At 69.6% G+C, this 13,271-nt stretch carries 11 protein-coding genes; 6 read left to right on the top strand and 5 right to left on the bottom strand.

Annotated features, from left to right (window positions below; translation table 11 throughout):
* Positions 1 to 52 precede the first annotated feature (52 nt).
* Positions 53 to 1,753 (top strand): class I adenylate-forming enzyme family protein, encoded by a 1,701-nt coding sequence (locus tag OG936_RS14090; RefSeq protein WP_406494981.1) that lies wholly within the window; start codon positions 53 to 55, stop codon positions 1,751 to 1,753.
* Here OG936_RS14090 and OG936_RS14085 read toward each other — a convergent pair.
* A complete protein-coding gene (locus OG936_RS14085; RefSeq protein WP_406494979.1) occupies positions 1,740 to 3,020 on the bottom strand; it encodes a M6 family metalloprotease domain-containing protein in 1,281 nt (426 codons plus the stop codon). The two genes, OG936_RS14090 and OG936_RS14085, sit on opposite strands and share 14 nt — an antisense overlap.
* 419 nt (positions 3,021 to 3,439) lie before the next feature.
* Here OG936_RS14085 and OG936_RS14080 point away from each other — a divergent pair, with 419 nt between their 5' ends.
* Together OG936_RS14080 and OG936_RS14075 are read left to right on the top strand one after the other, a co-directional pair.
* Positions 3,440 to 4,138, top strand: a complete 699-nt coding sequence (locus OG936_RS14080; protein ID WP_406500437.1) for a TetR/AcrR family transcriptional regulator — start codon at positions 3,440 to 3,442, stop codon at positions 4,136 to 4,138.
* Positions 4,139 to 4,460: 322 nt separating this feature from the next.
* Positions 4,461 to 5,993, top strand: a complete 1,533-nt coding sequence (locus OG936_RS14075; RefSeq protein WP_406494978.1) for an MFS transporter — start codon at positions 4,461 to 4,463, stop codon at positions 5,991 to 5,993.
* 88 nt (positions 5,994 to 6,081) lie between these two features.
* Here the strand turns inward: OG936_RS14075 and OG936_RS14070 are convergent, their stop codons facing one another.
* Positions 6,082 to 6,594, bottom strand: coding sequence for a MarR family winged helix-turn-helix transcriptional regulator (locus tag OG936_RS14070; RefSeq protein WP_266746742.1), 513 nt, complete (start codon positions 6,592 to 6,594; stop codon positions 6,082 to 6,084).
* Positions 6,595 to 6,738: 144 nt separating this feature from the next.
* Between OG936_RS14070 and OG936_RS14065 the strand changes: the two genes are divergently transcribed.
* Complete coding sequence (locus OG936_RS14065) at positions 6,739 to 7,521, top strand: dioxygenase (protein WP_406494976.1); 783 nt, start codon at positions 6,739 to 6,741, stop codon at positions 7,519 to 7,521.
* 133 nt (positions 7,522 to 7,654) lie between these two features.
* Here OG936_RS14065 and OG936_RS14060 read toward each other — a convergent pair whose 3' ends face one another.
* Positions 7,655 to 8,194 carry a GNAT family N-acetyltransferase gene (locus OG936_RS14060; protein ID WP_266746740.1) on the bottom strand — a complete coding sequence of 180 codons (540 nt, stop codon included), beginning with the start codon at positions 8,192 to 8,194 and terminating at the stop codon, positions 7,655 to 7,657.
* A gap of 148 nt (positions 8,195 to 8,342) precedes the next feature.
* Here OG936_RS14060 and OG936_RS14055 point away from each other — a divergent pair, with 148 nt between their 5' ends.
* The gene (locus OG936_RS14055) at positions 8,343 to 9,341 is read left to right on the top strand and encodes an RNA polymerase sigma factor RpoD/SigA (protein ID WP_383761850.1); all 999 of its coding nucleotides are present in this window, start codon (positions 8,343 to 8,345) and stop codon (positions 9,339 to 9,341) included.
* A 228-nt stretch (positions 9,342 to 9,569) separates the two neighbouring features.
* On the opposite strand, the gene OG936_RS14050 is transcribed toward OG936_RS14055, so the two are convergent.
* A complete protein-coding gene (locus tag OG936_RS14050; RefSeq protein WP_383761853.1) occupies positions 9,570 to 10,532 on the bottom strand; it encodes a helix-turn-helix transcriptional regulator in 963 nt (320 codons plus the stop codon).
* A 108-nt stretch (positions 10,533 to 10,640) separates the two neighbouring features.
* On the opposite strand from OG936_RS14050, the gene OG936_RS14045 reads away from it, so the two are divergent.
* Positions 10,641 to 12,257, top strand: a complete 1,617-nt coding sequence (locus OG936_RS14045; RefSeq protein ID WP_406494974.1) for an MFS transporter — start codon at positions 10,641 to 10,643, stop codon at positions 12,255 to 12,257.
* Positions 12,258 to 12,379: 122 nt separating this feature from the next.
* On the opposite strand, the gene OG936_RS14040 is transcribed toward OG936_RS14045, so the two are convergent.
* Positions 12,380 to 13,168, bottom strand: coding sequence for a DUF6227 family protein (locus tag OG936_RS14040; RefSeq protein ID WP_406494973.1), 789 nt, complete (start codon positions 13,166 to 13,168; stop codon positions 12,380 to 12,382).
* Positions 13,169 to 13,271: the final 103 nt, after the last annotated feature.

The following is a 13,271-nucleotide window of genomic DNA, read 5'->3' as shown; positions in this document are numbered from 1 at the left end:
AGCGCGGGCATACCGTCGCGAAGTACTGAGCAAGCGCTTAGAGAGGTCGTTCGTGCCGCATATCGAAGCCGCGCTGACCAACCCGGGAGCCCCGTTCGCCGTGGTGCGCGTGGAGGACGGGGCGCACGCGGGCTCGCTCGTGTACGCGGACGGACCCAGGACGCTCCGAGAGTTCGTGGAGACCACCTGGGCCTTCGGGGACCGGCCGTTCCTGATCGCGCAGGAGCGCCGCTACTCGTACGCCGAATTCTTCGCCGCCGCGTCCGCGCTGGCGTGCCGGATGACCGGGACGTACGGGCTCCGCCGGGGCGACCGGGCCGTCATCGCGATGCGCAACCACCCGGAGTGGCAGATTGCCTTCTGGGCTGCGCAGTTGGCCGGTCTGGTCGCCGTACCGCTCAATGCCTGGTGGACGGAGGACGAGTTCACGTACGCGCTCGACGACTCCGGGCCGCGGGTGCTCCTGGTGGACGGTGAGCGGCTGCCGCGGGTCGCCGGCTGGGCGGCGAAGAACGGCGCGCGCGTCGTCGTCTGCCACGCGGAGGGCGCGGTTCCGGACGGCGTCGAGCAGTACGAGGACCTGCCCGGGCCCGATCCGCTCGCCGCGCCACCCGAGGTCGAGATCCGGCCCGAGGACGACGCGACGATCATCTACACCTCCGGCACCACCGGCCGGCCCAAGGGCGCCGTCGCCACCCATCTCGCCCAGGTGGGGGCCGTACTCAACCCGCGCTACCACGCGGCCGCCTCCGCGCTCGGGCGCGGGATCATCCCGGGGCAGGGGCCCGCCCCCGTGACGCTGCTGACGTTCCCGTTCTTCCATGTCGCCGCGTTCACCGGCTTCTACGCGGCGATGGCGGCGGGCGGCACCCTCGTCCTGATGCGGAAGTGGGACGCCGAGGAGGCGCTGCGGCTGATCCGTGAGCACGGCGTCACGCACTACGCGGGCGTCCCGACGACCGCGCTCCAACTGCTTGCCGCGGCCGAGCGGACGGGCGACGGCCTGGAGAGCCTCCAGATGCTGAACACCGGCGGGGCCGCCGCCCCGCCCGATCTGGTCGCGCGGCTGACCGCCCGCCACGGCGACCGGATCGAGCCGCGCAACGGCTACGGCCTGACCGAGACCAGCGGGGGTGTCCTCGCGAACTTCGGCGCCGAGTACCGGCTCCACCCGGGCAGCGTCGGCCGGCCGACGCCCGTCACCGAGGTACGCATCGCCGGTCCCGCGGGCGAGGCGCTGCCCGAGGGTGAGGTCGGTGAGCTGTGGCTGCGCGGCCAGTCCCTGGTCCGCGGCTACTGGCGGGACGAGGCGGCGACCGCTCGGGCGTTCACCGACGGGTGGTTGCGGACCGGTGATCTCGCGGTGGTGCGGGAGGGACGGGTCGAGGTGGTCGACCGGATCAAGGACATGGTGATCCGCGGCGGCGAGAACGTGTACTGCGTGGAGGTCGAGGCGGTCCTGCACGACCATCCGGACGTGGAGGACGCCGCGGTGCTGGGGGTGGCGCACCCGGTCCTGGGCGAGGAGGTCGTGTCCGTCGTCCGGCTGCGGGCCGGTGCGACCGCCACGGCCGAGGAGCTGCGGGCGCACGTCGGGCGGAGCCTGGCCGCGTTCAAGGTCCCGGCCCACGTGCTCGTACGCGAGGAGCCGCTGCCCCGGAATCCGACCGGGAAGATCCTCAAGCGGGAGCTGCGCGGGCCTGCCGAGGCGGAGGTGCGGCGGGCGGCCGGGGGTGTGGTCAGGGGCGAGTGACCCGGACGCGGTAGTTCCCGTTGCCCTCTTTGTCGACCACGGATATGCGTATCCCGTGGGTCCGGTCGGTGAAGGTCTGGCCGGGCCGGAAGGCGGCGTCGGAGAGCTCGCCGTGCACATTGGGCAGCCGGGTGCAGCCGATGCTGTCCTTGGTGCTGTCCATGACGGACACCGGCCCCTGACCGGTGTCGACGTTCGTGGTCACCTTGTAGATGAGCACGCCGGGCCGGCAGACCGCCTGGTCGTTGCCCGCCTGCGTCCGTACCTCCACCGCGTAGCCGGACACGTCGCTCAGCGGGACGAACGCCAGCTTCGTCCCGCCCCGGCGGGTGGCCAGCGGTTCGAGGACGTGGTCGCTGGTGCCGGGCCTGGCGGCGCAGCTGATCTGCTTGTTGTCCAGCCAGCCGAGCTTCCATTTGTGCCAGCCGAGCAGGTCGTTGTCGGCCCCCCAGTCCTCGGACATGATGTCCCAGTGTCCGACCGCGCCGCCGCCCTCCACGGTATAGAGGTCGGGAAGGCCGAAGATGTGCCCGTTCTCGTGCGGCAGGACGCGGAATCCGTTCTGTTTGAACGACCCCGAGCCGTCGTCCTGGTGGCTGTAGATGAAGGACGTGTTACCGAGGGGCGCGCCGTCCGCGGGGGGTGCGTCCTGATTGCCGGAGAAGGTCACGGACAGGACGGTGTCCAGGGCGGAGGGTCCGGCGTTCGGGGTGACCAGGATGTTGACCAGGTCGTACGTGCTGAAGTCGACCTTCGGATCGGCGGCCGCGACGATGTCCTGGACGAGGTGGCGGTAGCCCGGCTCGTAGGGTGATCCGCGCTCGATCCCGTACTCCGAGAACGGCAGTGGCATCCGCAGCCAGGACTTCACGGGGGCGTCGGGGACGTAGGTGAGTCGCCCGTACGAGGCGGTCCGGAACCAGTTGATGGTCTGCGGGAAGAATTCGTCGAACCGGTCCATCGCCGGATCGGGGCCCGGTGCGTCCGGGAAGTCGATCATCAGGATGAGGGCGTGGATCCGGCCCGTGGAGCGGGTGTAGCCCTCCGGTGTCGGTATGCCCTCCGACATCTGTACGCCCATGGTCGCCGGTATGCGGCACGGGGCTATCCCCGCGGCCCGGGCGGTGGCCACGGGGCCGTCCGAGGCCCGGCTGGATATCGGAAGATTGCTGCTGGCCGAGGCCAAAGTGGCGATGATCAGGGCGGTTGCCGTACCGAGCGCGATCGGGTGGCGGTGCTTGCGTATCCGGTGGCGGGGATTCTGCATAGAGGCGCCTCGGGGTCCGCGGCAGTCGGCCGGCCCGGACTGCGCTCTGCGGATCAGCCTGTGATGGGTGGTGCGGCACCGCTCGTTGAGTGCGCCGATCGGTTGGTATTTCCGATCTGGAGGTGTGGGTCAGGTCACATTGTGCTGGGGAAATATCCGGGGACCGTTTCCCCGTTTGAACGTCTGTCCCCGCGAACCGGGGAGGTGGTCCCCGGTTACGGAAGGGGGTCGCCATGAAGAACGAAGAGCGTCGCGGCGACGAAGGGCGTGGCGACGAGAGCCGGACGGGTCAGCGGGCCCGGAGGCTCCAGAAGGACCAGAAGGACCAGAAGGACCAGAAGGACCAGAAGCTCCAGAAGGACCAGAAGGACCAGAAGGACCAGAAGCTCCAGAAGGACCAGAAGCTCCAGAAGAGCAACATGAGCAGCAAGAGTCGGAAGGCAGGGAGAGCCGTCGTGGATACCGTCACCCGCACCGCCACCGGAGCGGCGCAGCACCGGACGACCCGTCCGCGGGCGGACGCGCTGCGCAACCGGGAGCGGATCGTGACGGCCGCGCGCGAGATGTTCGTCGAGTTCGGGCCGGACGTGCCGCTCGACGAGGTGGCCCGCCGCGCCGGCGTCGGCAACGCCACGCTGTACCGGAACTTCCCCGACCGGGCCGCGCTGACGCACGAAGTCGTGCTCGCGGTCACCTCCCGTACCACCGAACGCGCGGAGGAGGCGACGGCCGAGGAGGCCGATCCCTTCGCCGCACTCAGCCGCTTCGTGCACGCGGCGGCCGACGAACGGATCGGGGCGCTGTGCCCGATGCTGTCCGGCGGCTTCGACAAGGACCATCCCGAATTGCTCGCCGAGCGCCGACGTCTCGAAGAGGCCGTCGAAGGGCTCGTGTCGCGCGCCATGTCCGCGGGGCGCCTGCGTACCGACATTGCCGTCGGTGACGTACTGGTCGCCCTCTCCCAGCTCACCCGGCCGCTGCCCGGCATCGGCTGCCCGGACATCGACCGGTTCACCCACCGCCATCTACAACTGTTCCTGGACGGACTGGAGACCCCGGCCCGGTCCCGGCTGCCCGGAACGGCGGCGACCTTGGAGGATCTGCGGCGCCGGTCATGACGCCCGCACCGGGCCCGCCACCGGGCGGCCGGTGCACCTCGACCACGCCATGCCTTTCATGACCCGGGCTTTCACGCCTCGTCCTCACACACCTCCTGCTCCCACGGGCCGCGTCCTCACGGGCCACGGCCTTGCGGCCAGCCCTTTCACGACCAGCCCTTTCGCCGTCCTCCCGCCCACCGTCTTCCCTTTCACCGCCCGCCTTTCACCGCCCGCCTTTCACCGACGGTCGCTGTCTTCGACCGTCCCTGACCGACTGCCCGTTCGCCGACCTCTCGGTTCATGACTCCGCGCTCCCGCGCGCCATTAGGTGGATACCGCCATGCCAAAAACAGCCGACATCCGACTCCCGGACCCCAGCCGCTGGAAAGCGCTGGCCTTCATCGCCCTCGCGCAGCTGATGGTCGTACTCGACGCCACGATCGTGAACATCGCGCTGCCGCACGCCCAGACGGCACTGGGTATCTCCGATGCCAACAAGCAGTGGGTCATCACGGCCTACGCCCTCGCCTTCGGCGGGCTGCTGCTCTTCGGAGGCCGGATCGCCGATCTCTGGGGCCGCAAGCGGACCTTCGTCGTCGGCCTGATCGGCTTCGCGCTGGCCTCCGCGCTCGGGGGTGCCGCGCAGAACCAGGGCATGCTCTTCGGCTCCCGTGCGCTCCAGGGCGTCTTCGGCGCGCTGCTCGCCCCGGCGGCGCTGTCCCTGCTCGCCGTGATGTTCACCGATGCCAAGGAGCGCGCCAAGGCGTTCGGAATCTACGGCGCGATCGCCGGTGGCGGTGGCGCCGTCGGCCTGATCCTCGGCGGATTCCTGACCCAGGCGCTGAACTGGCGCTGGACGTTCTTCGTCAACATCCCGTTCGCGATCGTCGCGGCCCTCGGCGCGTACTTCGTGATCCGTGAGCCGGCCGGCAGCCGCAACCGCTCGTCGCTCGACATCCCCGGTGTCGTCCTGTCCGCGCTCGGGCTGGTCTCCCTGGTGTACGGATTCACCCGCGCCGAGTCCGCGGGCTGGTCGGACGCGCTGACCATCGGCATGTTCGTCGCGTCCGGCGTGCTGCTCCTGGCGTTCGTCGTGACCGAGTCCCGGGTCTCGTCGCCGCTGATGCCGCTGCGCGTCCTGCTGGACCGTAACCGCGGTGGCGTCTACCTCTCGCTGGGTCTGGCCATCATCGCGATGTTCGGGCTGTTCCTCTTCCTGACGTACTACCTGCAGGTCGTGAGGGGCTACTCGCCGATCAGGACGGGCTTCGCCTTCCTCCCGATGATCGCGGGCATGATCACCGGCTCGACGCAGATCGGCGCCCGGCTGATGACCCGGGTTCCGGCGCGCAAGCTGATGGGCCCCGGCTTCCTGACCGCCGCCGTCGGCATGCTGCTGCTCACGCAGCTGGAGATCGGTTCCTCCTACACCCTGCTCATCCTGCCCGCGCAGCTCCTGCTGGGCCTGGGTATGGGTACGGCGTTCATGCCGGCCATGTCGCTGGCTACGCACGGTGTCGAGCCGAGGGACTCGGGCGTCGCGTCCGCGATGGTCAACACCTCGCAGCAGGTGGGCGGCGCGATCGGTACGGCGCTGCTGAACACCGTGGCCGCCTCGGCCGCGACGGCGTACGCCACCTCGCACGCCGCGCTCGGTGCCACCGACCCGGAGCTGCTGAAGCTCCAGGCGATGGTGCACGGCTTCACCGGCGCCATCTGGTGGGCCGTCGGCATCCTGGTGGTGGCCTCCGCGATCGCGCTGACCTTCATCAACGCCGGTCGTCCCTCGGCGGCCGCGGTGGGCGGGGGCGCCGGTTCGGGCGACGCCGACGGTGTCGAGGACGAGTTCAAGGTCCCGGTCGTCGCCCACTGACGTGGCCCTGAAGACTCACGTGGTATGAACGCGGCTCTGCCCCGGTTCCGTTCGACGGGACCGGGGCAGAGCCGCTTCGGCGGGCGGCTCAGCGCAGCCAGGGGAGATCCGCGTCCGTGCCCTCCGGCTGCAGTCCGGTGGCGACGACCTGCATGATCTCGCCCAGCGAGCGCATCTGCTCGGGAGTCAGCCGGTCGAACATCGCCTGGCGCACGGCGCTGACATGGCCCGGCGCGGACCGGCGCAGCATCTCGTAGCCCTCGTCGGTGAGGACCGCGTTCTGGCCGCGCTTGTCGGACGGGCAGTCCTCGCGGCGCACCCAGCCGCTCTTCTCCAGCCGCGCGACGGCGTGCGAGAGCCGGGACCGGGTGATCTTGGCGTCCTTGGCCAGCTCGGTCATCCGCTTCTGGCGGCGGGGCGCCTGGGAGAGCTGGACGAGCAGTCCGTAATAGATGTGCGGCATGCCGGCATCGCGCTGCAGCTGACGGTCGAGATGGTCCTCCATGAGCGTCGTGGCGTGGAGGTACGCACGCCAGACGCACTGCTCTTCGTCGGAGAGCCAGCGCGGCTCGCCGGGGGATGCCGGGGTCATGTACTCCACTGTACGACCTTTTCTTGAAGGTTTAACTAGATGGAGCTAAGGTCTCCGGAGGTAGGAGCTTGAAGATTAAAGAATCCAAGAATCCTTCCTTCTCGAAGACACCTGTAAAAGACTTACCTCGATCAGCAGCGGATGGGGAGTGTCATGACTGTCACCGCGGAGCGCATGCCCGCCCTCTACCTCTCCCACGGCGCACCGCCGCTGGCCGACGACCCGCTCTGGCCCGGCGAACTGGCCACCTGGTCCGCCTCTCTGCCCCGCCCCCGCGCGATCCTGATGGTCTCCGCGCACTGGGAGGAGGCCCCGCTCGCCCTCGGTGCCACGGAGGCGGTCCCGCTCGTGTACGACTTCTGGGGATTCCCCGAGCACTATTACCAGGTGCGGTACGCGGCCCCGGGCGCCCCGGCGCTGGCCGAGAACGTACGCAAGCTGCTGCGCGGTGCCGGCATGCCGGTCCAGGACATCCCGGACCGCGGGCTCGACCACGGGGCGTACGTCCCGCTGGTCGAGATGTTCCCCGACGCCGACATCCCCGTACTCCAGATCTCCATGCCGACCCTGGACCCGCAACGGCTGATGGACATCGGGCGCAAGCTCGCGCCGCTGCGCGACGAGGGCGTCCTGATCGTCGGCAGCGGCTTCTTCACGCACAACCTGGCCGCCCTGCGGCACGCGGGCGGTGGCACCCCCGGCTGGTCGGCGGAGTTCGACGACTGGGGGAACCGGGCGCTCCAGGCGCAGGACGTCGACGCCCTGCTGGACTTCGAGCACAAGTCCCCGGCAGGTCGGCTGGCCCACCCGCGTACCGAGCACTTCGCACCGCTCTTCGTGACGCTCGGCGCGTCGGAGAACGAACTGGACCGGGGTCGCAGTGTCATCGACGGGTTCTGGATGGGACTCGCGAAGCGGTCGGTGCAGTTCGGCTGAGGGTTGGTGCAGTTCGGTCGGCGCAGTTCGGCTGAGGCCGGCGAGCGGAGCCGGGCGGCCCGTGGCGCCCGCGGCCCGCAACGGACGGCGGGCCCTGTCCGTGTTGGGGGCGGGCCGGGGCCGGGGCCGGGCTCTAGGGTCGCGGTCCCAGCCGCTTCTCGTACCAGGCCACGTCCCAGTACGTGCCGAACTTCCGGCCCACCTCCGCGTACGTGCCGACGTGACGGAAGCCGAAGCGCTCGTGCAGCCGGACCGAGGCGTCGTTGGGCTGGGTGATGCCCGCGTACGCGCGATGCAGGTCCTGACCGGCCAGCGCCTCGAACAGCGACGAGTAGAGGAGCGTGCCGATGCCGCGGCCGGTGGCCGAGGGGGCGCAGTACACGCTCACCTCGACCGAGGTCGCGTACGCCGGCTTGGGGCGGAATGCGCTGCTGGTGGCATAGCCCAGGATCGAGGCGGGGCCGACAATGCGGACATCCTGAGCAACCTGGAGGCGGTGCGGGCCGTCTTCAGGGTGGGAACGAAGCCACGGCAGACGCCGTTCAGGTGTAAAGGGGTCCGTATCGAATGTGAGCGCGGTCTCACGCACGTAATGGTTGTAGATGTCCGTGAGTGCCGCCAAATCACCTTCGGTGCCCGGCCTGACCAGCGCTTTTGTCCGGGCGTTCGGCATGCGATCTCCCCTCGTGGCGGCACAGGGTACTGCATGATCGCGAAAATGAATGCCAGGCATGGGAATTCTGTCCGGATTCCAGTCGTTGTTTCCATCGGATGCAGGGCACCCGAGAGGGTGTCGCGACCTACTCAGCAAGGGAGCACGCATGGCAACCCGTGCCGTCGCCCGTCGTTCGTCCGCCACCGGTGGGACCAGCCGGGCAAGCAGTGTTCGCGCCTCGGGCGGAGAGATCGCCGACCGCGACCTGGTCGGCATGTACCTGGACGAGATCGCGCGTACGCCGCTGCTGGACGCCGCGAAGGAGGTCGAGCTGTCGCAAACCGTCGAGGCGGGTGTGTACGCGCGGCAGATTCTCGACGGTACGGTGGAGAGCGAAGCCGGCGGAGCATCACGCGCGGAGCTGGAGGCGCTGGTCGCCGAGGGCGAGCGCGCCAAGGACATATTCATCCGTTCCAACCTCCGACTCGTCGTTGCCGTCGCCCGCCGCTATCCGCGGGCCGGGCTGCCCCTGCTCGACCTGATCCAGGAGGGCAACGCGGGCCTGGTGCGCGCGGTCGAGAAGTTCGACTACGCCAAGGGCTTCAAGTTCTCCACGTATGCGACGTGGTGGATCCGCCAGGCCATCACCCGTTCCATAGCCGACCAGTCCCGTACGATCCGGCTCCCCGTCCACCTGGTGGAGGAGCTCGGCCGGATACGCCGGGTGCAGCGCGAATTCAACCGCGAGCACGGGCGCGAGCCGGAGCACGCGGAAATAGCCGCCGAGCTGGACTCCACGCCGGGGCGCGTGGGCGACGTCCTGGACTGGGCTCGTGACCCGGTCAGTCTCAACATGTCCGTCGACGACGAGGGTGAGACGCAGTTCGGCGATCTGCTGGAGGACACCTCCGCGGTGTCACCCGAGCAGTCGGTGATGACGCTGCTGCGCAGCGAGGAACTGGAGGACCTGATCGGCAAGCTCGACAACCGCACCGCGTCGATCATCCGTATGCGGTACGGCATCGAGGACGGCCGCGAGCGGACCCTCACGGAGGTGGGCAAGCAGCACGGCCTGACCCGTGAGCGGATCCGGCAGATCGAGAAGCACGCGCTGCTCGAACTGAAGCGAATGGCCCACGACACGGGTTTTGACGCTGCGGCCTGAGCCTCGGTCCAGTATCCTCCCAATTAGGTCGCTTCGTGTGACCCCCTGAGCTGAGTCCCGGCGCCCACCCCCCCCTGGCGCCGGGGCTCATTCTTTTTTTGCTCTCGCACGTCTTTTGGCTCTCGCGCGCATTGTGGTGCTCGCACGTATTTTTTGACGCTCGGCCGTCGGCCGTTGCCCGGCGGTCGTCCGGCCGTCTCCCCTGGACGCTGTCCGGCGGGCAATGAGTCAGCGCGCCGTCGCGCGCGTCAGGCGGGCGCCCAGATCGCCCAGGTACTCCACCAGCTGCGGCGGCTCGTGGGCGGTGAACTCGCAGTCCACCAGCGCGAGTCGGAGCGCCAACCACTCGAGCGAGTCCGACAGCACCGCCCGCAGCCGGCAGCTGTTCTCGCCGGTCCGCTCCAGCGGGCCGAACGAGGCGGGCAGCCGCGCCGACACGAAGTCCACCGGGGCCGCGAAGTCGACATCCACCGCCAGCTCCGGCTGCCGCCGGGCGATCGAGCCGGCGAGGAACTCCGCCGCGTCCCCCGTGGGCAGCTCGCGCGGTGTGAACCGGGTCCCGGTCGCGAACGGCTCGCTGACCCGGTCCACCCGGAACGTACGCCAGTCCTCGCGTCCCAGGTCGTATGCGACGAGATACCAGCGCCACCCCGTGCTCACCAGCCGGTACGGCTCGGCCTCCCGCTTCGTCTCCGCGCCGTCGCCCGCGCGGTAGGCGAACCGCAGCCGCTCCCGGCCGGTGACCGCCGACGCCAACACCGTCAGCGTGTGCGGATCGATCGTCGAGCCGTCGCCACGGGTCAGCGGCATCGTCGCGTTCTGCAGGGTCGAGACCCGGTACCGCAACCGCGACGGCAGCACCTGCTCCAGCTTCGCCAGAGCCCGCACGGACGCCTCGTCGACCCCCTCGATGGCATGCCCGGCACCCGCCCGCAGGCCGACCGCGATGGCCACCGCCTCCTCGTCGTCGAGGAGCAGCGGCGGCATGGCGGTGCCGGCGACGAGGCGGTAGCCGCCGACCGAACCGCGCGAGGCCTCGACCGGATAGCCGAGTTCGCGGAGCCGGTCGATGTCGCGACGGATGGTGCGCGGGCTGACGTCGAGCCGCTCGGCGAGCTCGCTGCCCGGCCACTCGCGAGGCGTCTGGAGGAGCGACAGCAGGTTCAGCAGTCGTGCCGGGGTGTCCGTCATGGGCCCATCCTCGTGTCCGGGTGCCGGTGTGTCCGGGTGTCGGTCGTCTCACCAGGTTGCCCGTCCATTGGGTCATGACCTGTCCTAATGGATGTTTAGCTTCTTCTCATGACTTCTTCCGCATCTCTGCCGTCCACGGCATCCGGGCCCACGGTGTCCTCGGACCCGTCGGACCGGCGACGCTGGTTCGCGCTCGCCATCGTGATGACCGCGGCCTTCATGGACCTGGTCGACGTCACGATTGTCAACATCGCCGTCCCGAGCATCCAGAAGGACATCGGCGCCTCGTTCAGCTCGATCCAGTGGATCACCGCCGGGTACGCCCTGGCCTTCGCGGCCGGGCTGATCACCGGCGGCCGACTGGGCGACATCTACGGCCGCAAGCGGCTGTTCCTCATCGGCATAGGCGGTTTCACGCTGGCCTCCGCACTCTGCGGATTCGCGATGAATCCGGAGATGCTGGTCGCCTCCCGCATCCTCCAGGGCGGCACCGCCGCGCTGATGGTTCCGCAGGTGCTGTCGATCGTGCACGCCACCTTCCCGGCACACGAGCGCGGCAAGGTCTTCGGCCTCTTCGGTGCGATCGTCGGCCTCGGCGCCGTGCTCGGACCGCTGCTGGGTGCGCTGCTCACCGAGTGGAACATCGCCGGTCTTCAATGGCGGCCGATCTTCCTGATCAACCTGCCGGTCGGCCTCGTCGGCCTCGTCCTGGGCCGGAAGTTCATCACCGAATCCAAGGCGCCGAAGGCGCTCCGGCTCGACCTGATCGGCGTCGCCCTGGTGACGCTGGGGCTCCTGATGCTGATCTACCCGCTGACCCGTGGCCGCGAGCTGGGCTGGCCGCTGTGGGGCCATGCGTCGATGATCGGCAGCCTGCTGGTGTTCCTGGTCCTGGTGGTGTTCGAGCGGCAGAAGGCGCGCAAGGACGGTTCGCCGCTCGTGGAACTGTCGCTGTTCCGGGTCAAGAGCTTCGCGGCGGGCATCGCCGTGCAGCTGGCCTTCGGCGTCGGCCTCGGCATCTTCTTCCTGGTCTGGACGCTGTACATGCAGAAGGGGCTCGGCTGGAGCGCGCTGCGGGCCGGCACGACCGGTATCCCGTTCTCGATCGCCGTCTCGTTCGCCGCCGGGATCTCCGTACAGAAGCTGGTGCCCCGCTTCGGCCGTAAGGTCCTCCAGACCGGCGCGCTGCTGATGATCATCGGCCTGCTCCTCTACATCTGGGAGTCCGACCGGTACGGCATGGGCATCACGTCCTGGCAGATGGCGCTGCCGCTCGTGGTCATGGGCGCCGGCATGGGCCTGATCGTGGCCCCGCTGACGGACATGGTGCTGTCCGAGGTGCCCAAGGAACACTCCGGTTCGGCCTCCGGGCTGATCAACACCGTGCAGCAGATGGGCAACGCGCTCGGGCTCGGACTGGTCTCGGTCGTCTTCTTCAGTTCGATCGGGGACCGGCTGACGCCGCAGCAGATGGGCCCGGCCTTCGCGGAGGGGTTCCAGCACTCGCTGTGGTGGGTGGCCGGGGTGCTCGCGGTGATCTTCCTGGTGATGTTCGCGCTGCCCGCCCGGCCGCGGCGGCACGCGGAGGGCGGCGGCGAGGGCGCGGACGCCACGGACGAAGCCGTGGATCACGGGCATGCGGACGACGCTCCGGACACCCTGGCCGGATCCGCGCACGCCGTGGACAAGCCCGGGCTCGGCAAGGAGCCCGCCTTCACTCCCTGATGCTCCGGCGTTGCTCCGGCGTGGAGAAGGGCGACGGTGCCCGCATCCCCCGAGGGGGTGCGGGCACCGTCGCCGTTTACTCCTCGCCGCTTCTCGCCCGGGTCCCCTCGGGTCGCCTCGGGTCAGCAGATGCGTGTGCGGCTCTCCATGGCCCCGCGCGCGGAGTCCTCGTCGCCGTACACCTCGCACATGTGGCGGCCGTCCGGCGTGGCCGTGTGCTCGACCTCCCACAGGCTCGTCTCGCTGCCGTCGAGGAGCAGGAAGGCGTGCTCGTACAGCGTGAATCCGGCGTCCCGCCCGTCCACCTGGCACTGCCGGCCGAAGACCTGGGTGATGTGGTGGGCGAACGCGGCGCGCAGCAGCCGGGCGGTCTCCTCACCGGGGCAGTCGCTGTTCTCCGCGCGGCGCAGGACGCGGCGGGCATGGTCGGCGGAGTTGTCAGGGGCGTACGTCCGGGGCAGCGGGACCGGGGGAGCCGCCATCAGGACCGTGAGTATCTCCAGGTCGCCCTGCGGCCCGTCCTCCCCGAACGCCGGGACGTCACCGAAGCCGCCGGTCAGCCGCGCGGCGGCGATATGGGCATCGGTCTCGTCGTCGTACAGCTCGTGGTGCCGGAGGTCGGGCTCCGTCCGGGAGCGCGGGTTCATCGGGTTCATCGGGTTCATCGGGCTCCGCGGACCGCCGTGCACCAGCTCCCACAGGGTGAGGGGGGTGCCGTCGGACAGCAGATATGTGTGTCGGTAGGTCTCGCGGTGGAGTACGGAACTGTGGTGCGAGGAGTGCAGGGAACTGCTGTGGGCGAGTGCGGTACCGAGTCTCTCGACCGTGCTGTCGGGCAGGTCGAAAGAGTTGAGTGCCCGTCGCAGGAGTCGCTCGAGGTGCTGCTCGGTTGTCTCGTACGGATCGCTCAAGGTGCTGTCTCCAGGCCGTCGCCGCGTGTTACTTGATGCGTGCTTAACGTAGTCCCTGGGTCTGACATCGTGACCGGGGTTCAGGAAAACGTATGACGCACGC

It is taken from the genome of Streptomyces sp. NBC_00846 (genome assembly GCF_045207325.1).
Taxonomy (GTDB): Bacteria; Actinomycetota; Actinomycetes; order Streptomycetales; family Streptomycetaceae; genus Streptomyces.
This window is presented reverse-complemented; position numbering and strand designations above follow the sequence as displayed.

What these genes read in the sequence shown, in the direction of transcription:
- OG936_RS14085 (WP_406494979.1), bottom strand. Translation starts at nt 3,020, where the DNA reads ATGCAGAATCCCCGCCACCGGATACGCAAGCACCGCCACCCGATCGCG.
- OG936_RS14080 (WP_406500437.1), top strand. Translation starts at nt 3,440, where the DNA reads ATGAGCAGCAAGAGTCGGAAGGCAGGGAGAGCCGTCGTGGATACCGTC.
- OG936_RS14075 (WP_406494978.1), top strand. Translation starts at nt 4,461, where the DNA reads ATGCCAAAAACAGCCGACATCCGACTCCCGGACCCCAGCCGCTGGAAA.
- OG936_RS14065 (WP_406494976.1), top strand. Translation starts at nt 6,739, where the DNA reads ATGACTGTCACCGCGGAGCGCATGCCCGCCCTCTACCTCTCCCACGGC.
- OG936_RS14060 (WP_266746740.1), bottom strand. Translation starts at nt 8,194, where the DNA reads ATGCCGAACGCCCGGACAAAAGCGCTGGTCAGGCCGGGCACCGAAGGT.
- OG936_RS14055 (WP_383761850.1), top strand. Translation starts at nt 8,343, where the DNA reads ATGGCAACCCGTGCCGTCGCCCGTCGTTCGTCCGCCACCGGTGGGACC.
- OG936_RS14050 (WP_383761853.1), bottom strand. Translation starts at nt 10,532, where the DNA reads ATGACGGACACCCCGGCACGACTGCTGAACCTGCTGTCGCTCCTCCAG.
- OG936_RS14045 (WP_406494974.1), top strand. Translation starts at nt 10,641, where the DNA reads ATGACTTCTTCCGCATCTCTGCCGTCCACGGCATCCGGGCCCACGGTG.